The sequence below is a fragment of the Arthrobacter sp. yr096 genome (assembly GCF_900108925.1).
Taxonomy (GTDB): domain Bacteria; phylum Actinomycetota; class Actinomycetes; order Actinomycetales; family Micrococcaceae; genus Arthrobacter.
The window spans coordinates 566,536-584,444 of record NZ_FNYI01000001.1; the positions used below are offsets into that span (position 1 = coordinate 566,536).

13 protein-coding genes are annotated in these 17,909 nt (G+C 62.7%); 9 read left to right on the forward strand and 4 right to left on the reverse strand.

Annotated elements, in window-relative coordinates; all coding sequences use genetic code 11:
- The first annotated feature begins 181 nt into the window (after positions 1 to 181).
- The 4 genes from groES (at position 182) to BMY91_RS02720 (ending at position 5,269) form a co-directional block, all read left to right on the forward strand.
- Positions 182 to 478, forward strand: a complete 297-nt coding sequence (gene groES / locus BMY91_RS02705) for a co-chaperone GroES (RefSeq protein WP_011775524.1) — start codon at positions 182 to 184, stop codon at positions 476 to 478.
- An 85-nt stretch (positions 479 to 563) separates the two neighbouring features.
- Positions 564 to 2,177: a chaperonin GroEL gene (gene groL / locus BMY91_RS02710; protein ID WP_090817890.1), complete on the forward strand. Its 1,614-nt coding sequence runs from the start codon at positions 564 to 566 to the stop codon at positions 2,175 to 2,177.
- Positions 2,178 to 2,341: 164 nt separating this feature from the next.
- The gene (locus tag BMY91_RS02715; protein WP_090817893.1) at positions 2,342 to 3,976 is read left to right on the forward strand and encodes a response regulator transcription factor; all 1,635 of its coding nucleotides are present in this window, start codon (positions 2,342 to 2,344) and stop codon (positions 3,974 to 3,976) included.
- Positions 3,977 to 4,117: 141 nt separating this feature from the next.
- Entirely contained in the window at positions 4,118 to 5,269 is a 1,152-nt protein-coding gene (locus tag BMY91_RS02720) for a flavin-containing monooxygenase (RefSeq protein ID WP_090817897.1), read from the forward strand.
- On the opposite strand, the gene BMY91_RS02725 is transcribed toward BMY91_RS02720, so the two are convergent.
- Entirely contained in the window at positions 5,164 to 6,159 is a 996-nt protein-coding gene (locus tag BMY91_RS02725; protein ID WP_090817900.1) for a DUF389 domain-containing protein, read from the reverse strand. The two genes, BMY91_RS02720 and BMY91_RS02725, sit on opposite strands and share 106 nt — an antisense overlap.
- 226 nt (positions 6,160 to 6,385) lie before the next feature.
- Between BMY91_RS02725 and BMY91_RS02730 the strand changes: the two genes are divergently transcribed.
- The 4 genes from BMY91_RS02730 (at position 6,386) to BMY91_RS02745 (ending at position 14,269) form a co-directional block, all read left to right on the forward strand.
- Complete coding sequence (locus BMY91_RS02730) at positions 6,386 to 8,443, forward strand: acyltransferase family protein (protein ID WP_254779708.1); 2,058 nt, start codon at positions 6,386 to 6,388, stop codon at positions 8,441 to 8,443.
- On the forward strand, positions 8,443 to 10,536 hold the full coding sequence (locus BMY91_RS02735) for an acyltransferase family protein (protein ID WP_371261015.1): 2,094 nt from the start codon (positions 8,443 to 8,445) through the stop codon (positions 10,534 to 10,536). The genes BMY91_RS02730 and BMY91_RS02735 overlap by 1 nt, the downstream gene beginning before the upstream one ends.
- A gap of 239 nt (positions 10,537 to 10,775) precedes the next feature.
- The gene (guaB, locus tag BMY91_RS02740) at positions 10,776 to 12,287 is read left to right on the forward strand and encodes an IMP dehydrogenase (protein WP_026539869.1); all 1,512 of its coding nucleotides are present in this window, start codon (positions 10,776 to 10,778) and stop codon (positions 12,285 to 12,287) included.
- Positions 12,288 to 12,391: 104 nt separating this feature from the next.
- Positions 12,392 to 14,269, forward strand: a complete 1,878-nt coding sequence (locus BMY91_RS02745) for an ABC transporter ATP-binding protein (RefSeq protein ID WP_090817910.1) — start codon at positions 12,392 to 12,394, stop codon at positions 14,267 to 14,269.
- A 3-nt stretch (positions 14,270 to 14,272) separates the two neighbouring features.
- On the opposite strand, the gene BMY91_RS02750 is transcribed toward BMY91_RS02745, so the two are convergent.
- Genes BMY91_RS02750 through BMY91_RS02760 form a run of 3 tightly spaced genes read right to left on the reverse strand, consistent with a single transcriptional unit; the run spans position 14,273 to position 16,492 of the window.
- Positions 14,273 to 14,923, reverse strand: coding sequence for a hypothetical protein (locus BMY91_RS02750; protein ID WP_090817913.1), 651 nt, complete (start codon positions 14,921 to 14,923; stop codon positions 14,273 to 14,275).
- Positions 14,920 to 15,558, reverse strand: a complete 639-nt coding sequence (locus BMY91_RS02755) for a hypothetical protein (protein WP_090817916.1) — start codon at positions 15,556 to 15,558, stop codon at positions 14,920 to 14,922. The genes BMY91_RS02750 and BMY91_RS02755 overlap by 4 nt, the downstream gene beginning before the upstream one ends.
- Positions 15,559 to 15,607: 49 nt before the next feature.
- A complete protein-coding gene (locus BMY91_RS02760) occupies positions 15,608 to 16,492 on the reverse strand; it encodes a WXG100 family type VII secretion target (RefSeq protein WP_090817919.1) in 885 nt (294 codons plus the stop codon).
- Positions 16,493 to 16,671: 179 nt separating this feature from the next.
- Between BMY91_RS02760 and BMY91_RS02765 the strand changes: the two genes are divergently transcribed.
- Complete coding sequence (locus BMY91_RS02765) at positions 16,672 to 17,808, forward strand: GuaB3 family IMP dehydrogenase-related protein (protein ID WP_090817921.1); 1,137 nt, start codon at positions 16,672 to 16,674, stop codon at positions 17,806 to 17,808.
- The last annotated feature ends 101 nt before the right edge of the window (positions 17,809 to 17,909 follow it).

The following is a 17,909-nucleotide window of genomic DNA, read 5'->3' on the forward strand; positions in this document are numbered from 1 at the left end:
GATGACGAAATGCTGGCACTCACCTTGACCGAGTGCTAACGCCTTACATAGAGTCTTATTAGCACTCTCCCCTGGAGGGTGCTAATCACGCCAGGCGTACTTCCGGCACCGCGACGACGGTTGCACGCTCCGGCACCCTAGTTCTTAGTCCATGAATCAGCTCATGAAAAGGAGAGTCCGAGTGTCGGTCTCGATTAAGCCTCTTGAGGATCGTATTGTTGTTCGCCCGCTCGAAGCAGAGCAGACCACGGCTTCCGGCCTGGTAATTCCGGACTCCGCGCAGGAGAAGCCGCAGGAAGGCGAAGTTGTTGCAATCGGCCCCGGCCGCTTCGATGACAACGGCAACCGCGTACCGGTTGACGTAGCTGTTGGCGACGTCGTCATCTACTCCAAGTACGGTGGAACCGAAGTCAAGACCGGCGGCAACGAGTACCTCGTTCTGTCCGCCCGCGACGTCCTTGCGATCGTCGTAAAGTAACTTCCTGGAGCCCCGCACCGCCGCCGCGTTGGATTCATTCCGACCCGACAGCGGTGCGGGTTTTCTGTCTTGAAAGGACACAACCATGGCAAAGCAGCTTGCTTTTAACGATGCTGCCCGCCGGTCTCTTGAGGCCGGTATCGACAAGCTCGCCAACACTGTCAAGGTGACGCTTGGCCCGCGCGGCCGCAACGTCGTGCTGGACAAGAAGTGGGGCGCTCCCACGATCACCAACGACGGCGTAACCATCGCCCGTGAAGTTGAGCTTGACGACCCCTACGAGAACCTTGGCGCACAGCTGGCCAAGGAAGTAGCCACCAAGACCAACGACGTCGCAGGCGACGGCACCACCACAGCCACCGTGCTTGCACAGGCCCTGGTCAAGGAAGGCCTCCGCAACGTTGCTGCCGGCGCCGCTCCGGGTGAGATCAAGCGCGGCATCGAGGTTTCCGTTGAAGCCATCGCAGCCCGCCTCCTGGAAAATGCCCGCGAAGTAGAAGGCACCCAGGTTGCCAGCGTTGCAGCCATCTCCGCTCAGAGCGACGAGGTTGGCGAACTGCTGGCCGAGGCCTTCGGCAAGGTGGGCAAGGATGGCGTCATCACCATCGAAGAGTCCTCCACCACGCAGACCGAGCTGGTTCTGACCGAGGGCATGCAGTTCGACAAGGGCTACCTCTCCCCGTACTTCGTCACCGACGCAGAGCGCCAGGAAGCCGTCCTCGAAGACGCCCTGATCCTCATCAACCAGGGCAAGATCTCCTCGCTGCAGGACTTCCTGCCGCTGCTGGAGAAGGCACTTCAGGCCAACAAGCCGCTCTTCATCATTGCTGAAGACATCGAAGGCGAAGCCCTGTCCACGCTGATCGTCAACCGCATCCGCGGCACGCTCAACGTTGTTGCCGTCAAGGCACCGGGCTTCGGCGACCGCCGCAAGGCCATGCTCCAGGACATCGCCACGCTCACGGGCGCACAGGTTGTCTCCCCGGACCTCGGCCTGACCCTGGACACCGTTGGCCTCGAGGTACTCGGTACGGCACGCCGCATCACGGTCACCAAGGACAACACCACCATTGTTGACGGTGCAGGTTCCGCCCAGGACGTCGCCGACCGCGTTTCCCAGCTGCGTGCTGAGCTCACCCGGACGGACTCCGACTGGGACAAGGAAAAGCTGCAGGAACGCCTTGCCAAGCTGGCAGGCGGCATCGGCGTGATCAAGGTTGGCGCAGCCACCGAGGTTGAGCTGAAGGAAAAGAAGCACCGCATCGAGGACGCAGTGTCCTCCACGCGTGCCGCCCTCGAAGAAGGCATCGTTTCCGGTGGCGGCTCCGCACTCATCCACGCCCTCAAGGCACTGGACGAGTCACCGGCCGTCAAGGCACTGGAAGGTGACGCAGCAGCAGCTGTTGGCATCGTCCGCCGCGCCCTGATCCAGCCGCTGCGTTGGATCGCCCAGAACGCCGGATTCGACGGCTTCGTGGTTGTTGCCAAGGTTTCCGAGCTGGAAGCCAACCACGGCTTCAACGCCAAGTCCGGTGAGTACGAGGACCTGATCGCCGCAGGCGTGATCGACCCCGTCAAGGTCACCCGCTCCGCTCTCCGCAACGCCGCTTCCATCGCAGCCCTGGTTCTCACCACCGAGACCCTGGTTGCCGAGAAGCCCGCTGAGGAAGAAGACGCACACGCAGGCCACCAGCACTAATAGACCTGCCCCAAAGAACCCCGGTCACGTCCGTGACCGGGGTTTTTTGTCGTCTCCCGCCAAGCGCGGGAGGGCTATTGTGGGCGTACGACGGCGGCGGTAACCTGACGCTAAGACGGCGGCTTTGGGCGCAAACCAGGCCGCTTCCACCCACAGGGTGAGCCATGACAGCTCCGGATACGGCATTGGACCTCGGGCGCTCGGCATACTCCGAGCGCCGCTGGCGCGATGCCTTGGAATGTCTTGTCCGCGCTGACGCTGAAGGCGGACTACCTCCCCAGGACATTGAGCTGGTGGCCTCGGTGGCCATGCTGCTGGGCCTGAACGCTGAGAGCGTGGAGTATCTCAACCGGGCGCACGACGAGTACCTGACCTTGGGGGACACGAACAGTGCAGCGCGGTGCGCCGCGTGGTTGGTCATGTTTCTTATGGACATGGGTGAGTACTCACTCGGACAAGGATGGTTGGCCCGCGCCAAGCATTTGCTTGAAGGAAGCGTGGGCCCCAGCGCCGCAGAAGGCTACCTGCTCATTCCTGCCGGGCTGGGTTTGTTGAGGGCCGGCGACCCTCAGGCCGGGCATGGCCTTTTCAGCAGGGCCCTGGAAATCGGGTCCCTCTTCCACGACCGCGACCTTCAGGCCATGGGACAGCTCGGCATGGGTACTTCTCAGGTTTCCCTTGGGCACGCGGATGATGGTCTGGAACTCCTGGATGAGGTCATGGTGTCGGTCACGGCCGGGGAGGTCTCTCCTATCCCTGCGGGAATCATCTACTGCGCAGTTCTGGGCAGTTGCCGCCTGGCCCAGGATGTCCGCAGGGCCCATGAATGGACAGCAGCACTGGAACGCTGGTGCGGGGATCGTCCGGACATGGTCATGTTCAGCGGTCAGTGCCAGGCCAACCGTGCGGAGTTGCTCATCCTTCACGGTGCCTGGAACGAAGCCCTGTCTGTGGCACGGGCGGCAGAGGGGCGGATCAGGAAAGGTGATCCTGACGCCACCTTTGGAAGCTGGTACCAGCAGGGCGAAGTTCTTCGTTTGACCGGGTGGTTGGACGACGCGGAACGTGCATATGCAAAGGCCGCAGAGACAGGCTTTGAACCCGTCCCTGGGGTCGCGTACCTCCACCTGGTCCAGCACAAAGTGGCGCAGGCGAAAAACACCATGCGCCGGGCGTTGGCCGGTGCGGATCCGGCCAACCGTAGGCGACTGCTCCCGGCGGCCGTGGACATTGAGCTTGCCGCCGGCGACGTGGCCGCTGCACGGGCCGCCTTAGATGAGTTGTCTGCACCGCTGCACAACACGAGCCGGCCGCTGGAGCTGGCGCTGGCTTCCCTCGCCTCGGCCGCCGTGCTGCTTGCCGAGGGCCACCCCGTGGCTTCTCTTCAAGCGTCGAGGACGGCTTGGCGGATTTGGTACAGCCTGGAAGCTCCCTATCAAGCAGCACGGTGCAGGGTCCTTGCCGGCCGGGCGTGCGCAGTAATGGGGGATACAGACTCCGCGGCCATGGAGTTCGAGGCGGCCACCGCAGAGTTCGCTGATTTGGGGGCTACCCCGGCAGCGGCAGAAGTCCTGGAACTTGCGGGCGAAAAGCCCAAGGGCCAGTCGTCATTGAGTGCCAGGGAACTGGAAGTCCTGCGGCTCGTTGCTGATGGGCTGGCGAACAAAGCGATTGCACGCGAGCTGTATCTCAGCGAAAAGACGGTGGCCAGGCACGTCAGCAATATCCTCTCCAAACTGGCTGTGCCATCCAGGGCTGCAGCCACCAGCTACGCCTTCGAACACGGCTTGATCCACTGACCTTCACTCAGCTGTGGGTATTAATACCCATGCGCCAGCGCCCGGAATGCGCAATTCGCCCGACGCGGTAGTGGACTTTACAGCAATAAATTGGCTGTATCAGGGACCACCACGGCACCACTCAAGGAAGGGTAAGCAGCCATGGCATCGCAACAGCACACGGAAATAGACACGGTCATCGTAGGAGGCGGACAGGCCGGCGTGGCGCTTGGCTACTGGCTGGCCCAGGAAGGCAGGGAGTTCGTGATTTTGGACGGGAATGCCCGGCCCGGAGATGCCTGGCGGCAGCGTTGGGACTCCCTCCGGCTGTTTACTCCGGCCAAGTACGACGGGCTGCCGGGTAGGCCGTTCCCGGGAGACCGCCTGGCGTTCCCCACCAAGGATCAGCTGGCCGATTACGTGGAGGAGTATGTGGGCCGCTTTAACCTCCCCTTCGTGTCCAACGTCCAGGTGGAAGAGATCCGTGCCGAGGGTGAGGGGTTCGTCGTCCGGGCAGGCGACCGCACGTGGCGCTCGCACAACGTGGTGATTGCCACCGGCGGCCACCGTCTTCCGAGGCGGCCGGCGTTCGCGGCGGAACTGGACCCGCAGATACGCCAATTGCATTCACAGGACTATAAGAACCCTGGGCAGTTGAGGGACGGGACCGTACTGGTGGTTGGGCTGGGAAACTCGGGGGCGGAGATCGCACTTGACGTGGGACAACACCATTCAACTGTTATTGCCGGAAAACCCAGCGGCGAGATGCCCATGAAGCACGGCCGGACGGCAGCACGTTTTGCCCTGCCTGTGGTCAGATTCCTGGGTGTCCATGTCCTCACGCTCAATACGCCCATAGGACGCAAGGCCGCCCCGGGTTTCAAGTCCATGGCAGCTCCGTTGATCCGGACAAAAACCAAGGACCTGGCTGCCGCTGGTGTGCAGATGGTCCCCAGGCTGGCGGGGGTCTCGGAGGTGGGAATTCCGGTCCTGGACGACGGAACACAGGTGGAGGCCGCCAACGTTATCTGGTGCACCGGCTATCACGAGGATTATTCGTGGGTGAAGCTGCCCGTCTTCGACGATCACGGTGAGCCGAAGCAGACCAGGGGTGTAGCCGACGATCTTCCGGGTGTGTACTTCATAGGCCAGGAGTTCCTTTTCTCGGCGGCTTCGGCAACGCTTCCCGGGGTTGCCCGGGATGCCCGCTACCTGGCCCGTCGGCTGGCCAAGGAACGCCGGCCCATGACTGCACGCCGCCAAGAGGCGGCCGGACGCCGCACAGATGAGGGCCGTTTGCCGATGAGCCGGTAGAACATCAGCACGGCCGCTGCAGCTGCCACGATTCCCACGAGGTTGAGTGCCAGCTGCATCGCCGACCCTGCCGCCTTGCTGTATTCGCCCAGCACCAGGGCAACGGCGACGTATCCGGCGGCAGGGACGGTGGTCACGGATATGAAGACCCCCACCAAGGCGGAAGATCTGTGGCTGATCATGGAGAGCATGCCCGCAGCGCCGGCCAGTGCCGCCACAATCAGCGAGTACGGGCCCGGGTGGTAGATGAACTCGACGGCTGATCCCCGGTCCAGCGTGTCCCGGGGAAACAAGCCCAAGGGGATGGATAACCACGCCGCCAATGCCGTCACCACCATGGCCAGTGGGAAGCCGACGCCGAGGGCCACCAGTGAAGTCCGTACCAAACGCCACTTCCGTTCCACCAGTCCCACAGCCAACGCTGCCAGTGGTCCGAACTCGGGCCCCACCACCATCGCGCCCACAATTGCGATGGTGGAATCGGTCACAATGCCGATTGCGGCCAACTGGGTGGCAATGACCAGGAAGGCCAGGAAGCTCCATGTGAGTTTCGAGTCCTCACCGGTTTGCCGTGAGACCTCATCCCAGATGACCGAGTCCGCGGACTCGCCGGGGGCGGAGTCCTCGGCGGCGTCAGCTCGTTTGGACAAGACGAGGTCCGGCGATGAGATGGAGATGGAACCCAGCTCCGGAACCTTGAGGGCATGAAGCCGTTCGATCAGCTCTTCCGCGGATTCCCGGGCGATCTGGACGGTTATCACATCGCCCGGAGGCACCACGGATGCGCCCCTGTGCAGTGCTACCTCTGCGGCACCTGTGTGACCGGAGCAGCATTCAAGGACGGCGTCGGACAACTCCGCAGGCACGCACAGGCGCAGTTGCACGATCATGGGGTTTCCTTTCTGTGGTTCCGATCCAGAGTAGTTCCGTGGAGACGAAAGCAGAGTCATGCGGCACAGGCCACGCACAGGTATGTCTGGGAAGATACATAGCCGGACCTGAGCTAATTGGGCTTCGGAAGAGGGTTCACAGGGCGGTCCCGACTGGGGTGGGGCCGCCAACCCGCGTATGATTGATGCTTTGTGCCACAGCTTTGAGGAACTGCCTAACGTGACTATGCCAACGATCCCAGCCCCTGCCCGGCCCGGCAGGCGGGCTTCGGGACCCGTTGCAAAGTCCAAGTTCCGCCCCGAAATCCAAGGCTTGAGATCCCTCGCCGTCCTCATGGTGGTGAGCTACCACATCTGGATTGGGCGGGTTTCCGGAGGCGTTGACGTCTTCCTCCTCATCTCGGCGTTCCTGATGACTCTTCAGTTCACTGGACGCTATAAACAGGGCCGGCCCATGGACCTGCTGCGGCACTGGCTGCACCTGTTCCGGCGACTGCTGCCGGCCGTCGTCGTGGTTCTTCTGGCTACGCTTGCCGCCACGTTCGCGTTCCTGCCGCCTACCCGCTGGGTTGAAGTTGTCCACCAGGCGTGGGCATCCCTGTTCTATTTCGAGAATTGGCTCCTGCAGGGCCTCGCGGTTGATTACTACGCCGCGGACCACAGCCTGGCCAGTCCTCTGCAGCACTTCTGGTCGCTGTCCATCCAGGGCCAGGTATTCATCATGTGGCCCCTTATTTTCGCCACGGTGGCACTTCTTTGCCGACGTTTTGGTTTGCGGTACCGGGCAACGCTCGCATATGTCTTTGCGATCATTTTTGTCCTCTCCCTCACCTATTCCGTGATCTTCACGGCCAACAACCAGGCCGTTGCCTACTTCGACACCTTCGCGCGGCTATGGGAGTTCGCCCTGGGCACCTTGCTGGCGCTGATCCTTCCTGGCCTGAATTTCGCGAAGCCCGTGCGCGTGGTGATGGGCTGGATCGGCGTGGTTGCCATGCTCACGTGTGGGGTGCTGCTGCAGGTCCAAACGGCATTCCCCGGGTTTGTGGCGCTGTGGCCCACCCTTGCCGCAGTATTGGTGATAGCCGCTGGCCAAACCGGCAGCCGCTTCGGCGTGGACCGGATTCTGAGTTCCAAGTTCCTGGTCCGGCTCGGCGACAATTCCTACGCCCTTTACCTGTGGCACTGGCCCATTCTGGTCATTGCGTTGGCTTGGAGCGGCAAGGACCACGCCGGCTGGCTTTCCGGAACCGCAATCGTTGCTTTGGCGCTTGTCTTGGCGTTCCTCACTACCAAATATGTGGAGAAGCCCTTCCGCGAATGGAAGTGGCCCGAAGTCAAACGCCGCCGCTCGGCGATCGCGATCGCCGCATGCCTGGCCGTGGCATCCGCTCCGCTCCTGGGCTTCCAATACAAACAGGACCTGGACCTCAAAGCAGCGCAGGCGCAGGCCTTCAATGACAACCCCGGCGCCCACGCGCTCCTCCCCGGATACGTTGATTTGGTCAGCGACGGCGCAAAGACGCTGCCCACCGCGGAACAACTTCCCGAGGACTGGGCAACCCTGGCCGGGCCCTGTGAAGGCGACTCCAAGCCAACTGAAAAGATGCTGCAGGACAAATGCCAGCAGAACGCCGTGGGGGACGACGCCGTCAAGGACATTCTGGTTTTGGGTGATTCCCACTCCCAGCAGTGGCTCGCTGCGCTTGGCCCCTTGGCCGAGGCCGAACACTGGAAAGTGACAGCGCTGTTGTTGGGCGGATGCCATTTCATGCCGGACAACCCTGATGCCGAAGACGGCTGCAACGATTTCAATGCGGCTGCTTTCAAGTACGCCGCTGCCCAGGCGCCCGACGCTGTTTTCATGGTGGGGACCATGGCGTCGCCGTCGTCGCCGGACGAGCAACTGGTGTATGGATTTGAGCAGACCGTCACCAACTTCAATGACCTCGGAATCCAGGTGGTGGCCATGCGCGATAACCCGCGGTATGACTACAACGTCACCGAGTGCGCCCTCTCCAAGGGTGTGGACAGTGCTGATTGCAAGTCCGACCAGCCCGATGTCCTCGCCGCAGAAAGCCCCTTTGCGGCAGTGCAGGGAATGTTTGGGAACGCAGCCTTCCTGGATATGACGGATCTGCTCTGCGATGGCGTGACGTGCCCGAGCGTCGTGGGCAACGTCTTCGTGTATTTGGACGACAACCACTTGTCCAAAACCTATGTCACCAGCATGGGCGAGATGTTTGACGAAAGGTGGTTTGCCGCGACCGGGTGGCAGCAATGATGGAGGCACGCAGAACCGCACCGGCACCTGCCGGAGAGAAACGCACGACGCCGAAACCCGGCTTCCGTCCGGAAGTCCAGGGACTGCGCGCCCTGGCGGTGCTCATGGTGGCGGCGTACCACATTTGGCTTGGCCGGGTTTCCGGCGGGGTTGACGTCTTCCTGCTGATCTCAGCATTCCTCCTGACGCTGTCTTTTACGCGCAAGCTCGAAAACCGCAGGCCGTTGAGGCTGCTGAAACACTGGCTGCACGTCTTCAAGCGGCTGCTGCCCGCCGTCGTCGTTGTCCTGTTGGGGGTACTGACCGCCACCTGGGTGTTCATCCCGCAGAGCCGCTGGCCGGATGTCCTCGCCGAGGCGTGGGCATCCCTGTTTTACCGGCAGAATTGGCAGCTTGCTGACGCCGCCGTTGACTATTACGCCCAGGATCATTCCGGCGCCAGCCCGCTCCAGCACTTCTGGTCGTTGTCCGTCCAGGGCCAGGTATTCATCCTGTGGCCGCTGATTTTTGCAGCTGTGGCCTTGCTGCAGCCGCAGCTGGCCAAGGTGTTCCCGCGCGGGAAGGCAGTAGCCCACCGGCCGCTGCTGTTCATGGCTTTCGGAGCTGTTTTTGTGGCCTCCCTGGTCTTTTCCATCGAGCAGACCGCCAGTAACCAGGGGTACGCGTACTTTGATACCCGCACCCGGCTGTGGGAGTTCGCCTTGGGCTCCCTGCTGGCGCTGGCTCTTCCGTACTTGAAGCCAGGACCACGGCTCCGGGTACTCCTGGGTTGGGCCGGCATCGTCGCAATGCTCGCCTGCGGATTGGTCCTGACAGTGGACCGTTCCTTCCCGGGCTTTATTGCACTGTGGCCCACCCTCGCTGCTGCGGCGGTCATCATCGCCGGGCAGAGCAACAGCCGTTGTGGCGTGGACCGGATCCTGAGTTCCAGGCCATTGGTATTTGTGGGGGACAACTCATACGCCCTGTACCTCTGGCATTGGCCGGTCCTGGTGTTTTTCCTCCTCATCTCCGGGACCACCACGCCCAACCTGCTCCAAGGTCTGGGAATCATGGCGGCGTCCATGTTGTTGGCCATCGCCACCACCAAATACGTTGAAATACCCATGCGCCGCTGGGAGTGGCCGGATGTGCGGTCCTGGCGTGCCGCCGTCGTGATTGCATCCTGTGGCGCGCTGCTGGCGCTGCCGGTGACCGCGTGGCAGGGCGCCATTGCGTCCGAAAGCGCGGCGATCGCGGGCCAGCCGAAGGAATTGACGCCCGGGGCTGCGGCCCTGTCCCCGGAATTCGTGGGCGAACCCACCCAGGAAGCCATGATCATCCCGGCTCCGGCCGCCATGAAGGACGAGTGGGCGGACATTGATGGATTGTGCACCGGCGACAACGTGCCCACGGACCCTTTGCTGGAGGGCTGCCTGCAGAACGACGAGCCGGAGGAAGTCACCAAGGAAATAGTGGTCCTCGGTGATTCGCATGCCCAGCAATACATGGCTGCTCTGGGACCTATCGCCAAGCAGCACGGCTGGGAAGTAGTGACGCTCCTGAAGGGCAGTTGCCGTTTCGGCGCGGAGTCCCCGGAGCGAACGGACGAATGCAATGAGTTCAACAAGGCAAGTGCCGCCTACGTCATGGAGCACAAACCTGACGCCGTGTTCACGGTGGCGTCGCTGACGCACGTGACGGAGCCGTTCGAGACGGAAGTTCCCGGCTATCTGGAAGGCATCCAGCCGTTCACGGATGCCGGGATCGATGTGGTGGGTGTCCGTGACAATCCGCGGTTCAGCATCAATATGCCCGAATGTGTGCAGAAAAAGGGACCCGATTCGCCGGACTGCAACGCGCCCTTGGAGCAGTCCCTGGCAGCGTCTTCACCCTTGGACGACTACATCGGCAAGATTGACCGGCTCTACTTGATGGACATGAGCGACTTCATCTGCGAGCAGGGGACGTGTCCGGCTGTGGTGGGCAACGTCTACGTCTATAAGGACGACAACCACCTCACCAAAACGTATGTCCAAAGCATGATCCCCATGTTTGAGGAGCGGCTCCTGGCTGCCACGGGATGGTCCGGCAGGCAAGTGGCGCCCCAGTAGCGGTGCAAAGTGTACGACGCCGGGCTGCTGCCAGTGCTGTTGCTCACACTGAGGCGTCGCGGAATATGGCGATCGGCGCGGAGGTTCTACTATTTATTCAATACCCGGCAGCACTTTTCTCCTGCAGTACCCATGCCGCAGTACGTATGCACAGGCCAGTCCCGTAATGACGGGCTGGTCATCAGTTGCAACCCCTACCAGTTAAGCCCCCCAGAAACCCAGGTAAGAGGCGCACACTCATGACCCAGCCCGAACACGATCCCTTTGGCTTTGTTGGCCTGACGTACGACGACGTCCTGCTGCTCCCGGGCCACACAGATGTCATTCCGTCCGATGCTGACACGTCGTCGCGCATTTCCAAGCGCATCTCCGTGCAGACGCCGCTGCTCTCCGCTGCCATGGACACCGTGACCGAATCCCGCATGGCCATCGCCATGGCCCGCCAGGGTGGACTGGGCGTGGTTCACCGAAACCTGTCCATCGATGACCAGGCTGAGCATGTGGACCGCGTCAAGCGCAGCGAATCCGGCATGATCACCAACCCGTTGACCATTGGCCCCCAGGCCACGCTGCAGGAACTGGACGAGCTCTGTTCCCGTTACCGCGTGTCCGGCCTTCCCGTGGTGGACACCGACGGACGCCTGCTGGGCATTGTCACCAACCGCGATACGCGCTTCATTCCGGAGTCGGAGTTCCCGCTGCGCAGTGTCAGCGATGCCATGACCAAGATGCCCCTCATCACCGGACACGTGGGCATCAGCCGCGAGGAAGCCTCGCACAAGCTCGCTACCAACAAGATAGAGAAGCTTCCCCTCGTAGACGAGCAGGGCCGCCTCAAGGGCCTCATCACCACCAAGGACTTCACCAAGGCTGAGCAGTACCCCCTGGCCACCAAGGACGACGAAGGCCGCCTGCGCGTCGGTGCTGCCATCGGCTTCTTCGGCGACGGCTGGGAGCGCGCCATGAAGCTCATCGATGCCGGCGTGGATGCCTTGTTCGTAGACACCGCCAATGGGCATTCCCAGGGCGTGCTGGACATGATCCGCCGCCTGAAGTCGGACCCGATTGCTGCCCACGTGGACATCATCGGTGGCCAGGCCGCAACCCGTGAAGGCGCCCAGGCGCTGATCGACGCCGGTGCCGACGGCATCAAGGTGGGCGTTGGCCCCGGATCCATCTGCACCACCCGTGTTGTAGCCGGTGTTGGCGTTCCGCAGATCACCGCCATCTACGAATCCGCGAAGGCTGCCATCCCGGCCGGTGTTCCGCTGATCGCCGACGGCGGCCTGCAGTACTCGGGCGACATCGGCAAGGCGCTGGTCGCCGGTGCCGACACCGTGATGCTCGGCTCCCTGCTGGCCGGCTGCGAGGAATCGCCGGGCGAACTCATCTTCGTCAACGGCAAGCAGTTCAAGAGCTACCGCGGCATGGGCTCCCTCGGCGCCATGCAGTCCCGCGGCAAGAACACGTCCTACTCCAAGGACCGCTACTTCCAGGCGGACGTCTCCGGCGATGACAAGCTCATCCCCGAGGGCATCGAAGGCCGGGTGGCCTTCCGAGGTCCGCTGGCTTCCGTTGCTTACCAGTTGGTAGGTGGCCTCCGCCAGACCATGTTCTACACCGGTGCTCCCACCATCCCCGAGCTCAAGGCACGCGGCAAGTTCGTCCGCATCACGCCTGCCGGGCTCAAGGAATCGCACCCGCATGACATCCAGATGACAGTGGAAGCGCCCAACTACGGTTCACGCTAAAGCATCGCCTGTTCCCCGCGGAGAATTCCGTGGGGAACAGTTGTTTAAGGGCCGCCCGTTCCGGGACCAACGGAAATGTCTGCCCGGGAGAATAGGCTGGGGTCATGTCTGAAAAGCCCGCGCAACCGCGGCACCCGGAGTCGGTCCGGCTGAACAACACGCCGCCGCGGAAGCTGGCGCTGCGCCCTTATGCACGCGCCGTCGGGCAGGTCCTGAAGGTGAGCTTCCAAGCCTCGCCCGTGGCGGTGATCATGAAGGTCCTTGGCTCCCTGATTTCTGCCACCCTGCCGCTGGTCACCACCTACTTCGCAGCCCTCACCACCACCGCTTTGGCGGCCGGATACGCAGGAGACCCCGACGCCGGTCCGCGGGCCATCCTGTACGTCATCATCACCGCGGCGCTGGGGCTGTTCTGGGGCGCGTTCAGCAGCGTTGACCGCTACATCCAGCAACTGATGAGCTTCAAGGTTGGCGCGATCGTGGGGGACATGATGTACCAGCGGTTCCTCGCGCTGGAGTTCTGGCGCTACGACGACAAAGAGACGGTGGACCTCTACGACCGCGCCAAGCGGTTTTCAGACTCCTACGCCCGCGTCCTGGACCGCATTGCAGCCATCTTCACGCAACTGGTCTCCGTGATCCTGGCCATTGGTGCGCTGTTCCTGGTCAGCTGGTGGATCGCCGTGATTGTCCTGGTGGCCATCGTGCCCAGTGTCTACCTGCAGTTCAAGCTGTCCCGTGAGCAGATTGCCCATTGGAACACGCAGGTGGATTCGCGGCGGCAGCGCCGGATGATCGAACAGAACCTGCTCCGTCCCCAGCACATCGCGGAGATGCGGCTGTACGGCATCGTTGGGTACCTCATGGATCTGCGATCACGGCTGCGCGATGCTGACGAGAAACGACGCCTGGATTTCCAAAAGCGGTACATCCCCAAACAGTTGGCTGCCGATTCCCTGCAGTATGGGGCAGAAGTGGTGTCCCTTATTTGGGTTGTGGGACAGATTATTGCCAGGGCCCAGCCCGTGGGGCAGTTCCTCTACGTCCAGCAGATCGTGAGCCGGGCGCTTTCAACAGCCAACAACCTGGTCTCGTCCTTGAGTTCCATCGACGAGGACCTTGCCAACCTCAAGGACTATGAACTGTTCATGGCCTTGCCCGTGCCCAGTGGCCACGAGCAACCTCTGCCCTCGTCTCCCGCCACTGTGGAACTGCGGAACATCCGCTTCAGCTATACCGGAAGCGACATTGAGGTCATCAAGGGCATTTCCATGACCATCAAGGCCGGCCAGCACATAGCGATCGTCGGAGAGAACGGAGCGGGGAAGTCCACGCTGATCCGTATCCTCGCCGGTCTCTACACGCCCGATTCAGGCCACGTACTGCTGGACGGCGTTGACCTTGCGGGGATTGACGTCACCAGTTGGCACCGGCACCTGGCAGTCCTGAGCCAGGAGTTCCTCAAGTACGAGTTCGCCACGGCCGCGGAGAACATCTATCTCGGTGATGTGGACCAGCCCCGCAATGATGACCGCATCCGTCGGGCAGCTTCGGATGCAGAGGCCATGGAGTTCATCAACAAACTGCCCAACGGCTTGGAAAACCATGTCAGCAACTGGATGGAAGATCCCCGCGGACGCAAGGGCAGTGGCCTGTCCGGCGGGCAATGGCAGCGGCTGGCAATGGCGCGTAACTTCTACCGGGACGCATCCTTCATGGTCATGGACGAACCCACCTCGGCCATCGATGCCCTGGCAGAACACCGTATCTTTACCAGGCTTTTCGCCGACCGGAGCAGCACCATCATTGCCATCAGCCACCGCCTGGCCACCATCGAGAAGGCGGACATCGTATACATGCTGGAGGACGGCAAGATCGCCGAGCAGGGCACGCACAAGGAACTGGTGGCCTTGCGGGGCCGGTATTTCCGCATGTTCGAATCCCAGCTCTCCGTGGATGAGAGCAGTCAGAACACACCCTGAGGCTTAGAGCGGGCCGTATCCTGCGTTGCCGTAGGGATCACGCCACGTGGCGAGGTCCTGCTCCAGCAGCGCCCGAAAATGGGGATCAGTAGCCGCCTTGTTGCGAAGCGACTCCCTCGAACGGCCTGCGATGGTGGCCGGGACGATGATGCCAACCACGAGGAGGCAAACGATGAACGCAAGGACTGTGGCCAGCGTCAGCAGGAGGGCGGAATCCTGCCAGGTGGATGGTTTGGCCATGAGGGCAAACAGCCCAATGAAGACGAACAGGATGAACCCCACGAAGGAAAGGGCCCCCCGCAAACTCCCGGGCCCACGATTGACCAACGCCCGGCCCGTTTGTGGCAACCGGTCCCGTACCCGCACGTAGAAGATGCAGCAGAGCACGGCGATGGCCGCGCCGGGAAGGCTGAAGGCTGGAATCAGTGCGAACGTGCCGAGCCGAACAGCCAGGACTACACCCAGGAGGACGAGGCTTGCGCCGATCCCGATTCCGGCAGCCCAGGCTCCCATATAGGAGCCGCGCGCGCTGGCGATTTCACGCAGGCGGGAGCGCGCATTGGCTGGAGTAATGGCGGATAGCTCCGCCGAAAGCCAGTAGTCCAGAGGGCGGGCAGGATGGGAAAGTGGAGTGGGGCCTGTCTGGTAGCTCACCCGGGGTACTGCTCCAACCCTGCACGGATGCGGGCGTTGAATTGTTCAGGGGACAGGGGTGAGGCTTTCAGGTTCTCGCCTTCACCTGCCGCAATCGAGAGGGAGCCATCGGCCTCCGCCTTGACGTGAACTGCACGGGAGGTTCCATCATTGAAATGCTGGCGGGTTGTGGCTGCCGCGGGGAATCCGTCCGGTGCCTGGTTTAGATAGTAATCAGCCATTTGCACTGCCGTGGCGATCATGCCTTCGGAGCCCGTCAGGGGATGCAGTTCGTGAACGCCGTACTTGTTCAGGTTGAGCAGTAGTGCGCCCTGTTCTGCGCCGAACATAAAGGAGACATGCTCGGAAGTAGGGGTCACAAGAGCCGTTTCCAGCCATGACGTGGCATCTGCCAGGACAGCCGTCACCGTGGCGGCCGGACCGACCGGCTGGAGCGAGTCGTTGTCAATCTTCATCAATCCACGCTCCAGCAGCGTGGAGACACCGGCCTGTTCCAGCGGGGCGCCGGAGGCATGATCGAGGCGAAACAAGGTCTGGCATCTCAGCGCGGCATCGGTGCCAGCTAGCGCAATGAGAGCGATGAGCTCATGCTCGGTGATGAGCAAAGCCGGGATTTCTTCGGTCTGGGTGGTCATTTCTGCCTTCTGTTCAGCGGTTCTGTATCCAGTCTAGGAAGTGGCGCGATCATGTGAGCCATCCCCAGACCTTCTTTGCGCCGTCGGCTACAGCCTCGCCAACATCCTGGGCCCCTTCCCACACGTGCTTGGCACCGTCAGCCACCATGGAAGAAGCGGAGTCATAGCCCATGTTGGTGGCCAAGAGGCCCAGCCCGCCCCAAGCGATGCCGGCGATGGCGCAGGCAGGGCCGATAACCGGCACAAAGCTGCCCACGGCCAGGGCAGCGGAGATGCCGCCGTCCACCGCGACCCCTGGATGCCCCGTCTGGATGCCCTGGTAGACCTGCAACCCACCGGTGACAAGACCCAAGGCTCCGGAGAGTCTCCCAAGCATCGCGCTGCCATTGAGTAATTGGGTGCCCTTGACGTAACCGGCGCCGGCGGTCTGACCGTATTGGGCGCTCAGCCAGGGCCATTTAGTCAGCTCCGTGACCAACCCGCCCCTGGCCATCTGTGCCAGGAGCGAATCCGCCAGCACGCCGTTCGCGGTCACCAGGGCGTTCCCGGCCCACCACTCCGTGCTGCCGGTGACGCTGAAGAGTCCTTCCAGGCCGGTGGCAGAAGTGTCCTGGCTTCCGTTGCCACCAGGAACCTGTGAACCGTTCGGTCCGCCCGGACCGCCTTGGGTGCTGGCCTTGTGCTGTTCATCGGCTTGGGTGCGGAGCGTCTTGGACACGTCATTCAAGGAACGGGACGCCTTGTGCAGCATAGGCCGCAGTGTGCCGCTCCATTCGCGGCGGAAACGCTCGCCGTCCGTTCCTTTCCATGCAACGCTGGAGATCAGGCCGTTAATTTGGAGCTCCTGGTTTTGGAGCTGGCTGCCGGCCTGGCCCATTTGTTTGGATAACGACCGGAGCTGTTCAATATCGGCTCCGAATAATCCAGGCGCCATGGGTCCCCCTTGCATGGTTTGTGTGTTGCGGCAGGCTATCGGATACGTCCGGGGGACTGCCATGGGCACCCCTGCCCATGGGGATAGCTGCCCGGCGCACGCGCGGATGCCTCCCTTGCCGGGGACATACTTCAGCTGTCGAATCGGGGTTCCGGGAGGGGTCCAGTAAAGTAAGAGCCGTGACTTATGAGATTGAGATTGGCCGTGGCAAGCGTGGGCGTCGTGCCTACTCCCTGGATGACATCGCGATCGTTCCGAACCGCCGGACGCGTGACCCGAAGGACGTCTCTGTCTCCTGGCAGATCGACGCCTACAAATTCGACATGCCTGTCATCGCTGCGCCGATGGATTCGGTGATGTCACCGGAGTCCGCCATCGCGTTGGGGCGCCTGGGTGGCCTCGGTGTCCTGGACCTCGAGGGGCTGTGGACCCGGTACGAGAACCCGCAGAAGGTCCTCGACGAGATCGCCGCCCTGGCTGATGAGACCAGCAGCCCTGCCGTTACGCGGCGCATGCAGGACCTGTACCAGGCTCCCGTGCAGCCGGAACTCATCAGCTCCCGCTTGGCCGAGATCCGCGCCGCGGGCGTGACCGTCGCCGGTTCCCTCACGCCGCAGCGGACCCAGGAGCACTACAAGACCGTGGTGGCAGCCGGCGTCGATATCTTTGTTATCCGCGGAACCACCGTCTCTGCCGAGCATGTGTCCAAGAACCACGAACCGCTGAACCTCAAGCAATTCATCTACGAACTCGACGTCCCCGTGATCGTGGGTGGGGCAGCCGGCTACACGCCAGCCCTCCACCTCATGCGCACCGGTGCCGCAGGCGTCCTGGTGGGCTTCGGTGGCGGCGCCACCACCACCACGAGGCGGGCCCTGGGTATCCACTCGCCCATGGCGTCGGCCATCTCCGATGTCGCCGCCGCACGCCGCGACTACATGGATGAGTCCGGCGGCCGTTACGTCCATGTCATTGCCGACGGCGGCATGGGCACCTCCGGCGACATCGTCAAGGCCATCGCCATGGGCGCGGACGCCGTCATGCTCGGCAGTGCCTTGGCACGCGCCGAGGAAGCGCCCGGCCGTGGCTGGCACTGGGGTCCGGAGGCGCACCACCTCGAATCACCCCGTGGCGACCGCGTCAACGTTGGCACGGTGGGCCCGCTGGAGGAGGTCCTCTTCGGACCCGGACACCACACTGACGGCACGTCCAACCTCATCGGTGCACTGCGTCGCTCCATGGCCACTACCGGCTACTCGGATCTCAAGGAATTCCAGCGTGTCGACGTCGTAGTGTCGCCGTACGCAGGCAACTGACGCCGGCAGTCCCAGCCACTTCAGTGGCATGGCCTCTCTGTCCTGGCGGGTTGGGTCTCTCTGAGAATGGCCCTGCCCAAGGCGGCGGGCAACAAGTAGGG

Bases quoted from the DNA above. Each gene is read 5' to 3' on its own strand.
- groL (WP_090817890.1), top strand. From the start codon at position 564: ATGGCAAAGCAGCTTGCTTTTAACGATGCTGCCCGCCGGTCTCTTGAG.
- BMY91_RS02715 (WP_090817893.1), top strand. From the start codon at position 2,342: ATGACAGCTCCGGATACGGCATTGGACCTCGGGCGCTCGGCATACTCC.
- BMY91_RS02720 (WP_090817897.1), top strand. From the start codon at position 4,118: ATGGCATCGCAACAGCACACGGAAATAGACACGGTCATCGTAGGAGGC.
- BMY91_RS02725 (WP_090817900.1), bottom strand. From the start codon at position 6,159: ATGATCGTGCAACTGCGCCTGTGCGTGCCTGCGGAGTTGTCCGACGCC.
- BMY91_RS02730 (WP_254779708.1), top strand. From the start codon at position 6,386: ATGCCAACGATCCCAGCCCCTGCCCGGCCCGGCAGGCGGGCTTCGGGA.
- BMY91_RS02735 (WP_371261015.1), top strand. From the start codon at position 8,443: ATGGAGGCACGCAGAACCGCACCGGCACCTGCCGGAGAGAAACGCACG.
- guaB (WP_026539869.1), top strand. From the start codon at position 10,776: ATGACCCAGCCCGAACACGATCCCTTTGGCTTTGTTGGCCTGACGTAC.
- BMY91_RS02745 (WP_090817910.1), top strand. From the start codon at position 12,392: ATGTCTGAAAAGCCCGCGCAACCGCGGCACCCGGAGTCGGTCCGGCTG.
- BMY91_RS02755 (WP_090817916.1), bottom strand. From the start codon at position 15,558: ATGACCACCCAGACCGAAGAAATCCCGGCTTTGCTCATCACCGAGCAT.
- BMY91_RS02760 (WP_090817919.1), bottom strand. From the start codon at position 16,492: ATGGCGCCTGGATTATTCGGAGCCGATATTGAACAGCTCCGGTCGTTA.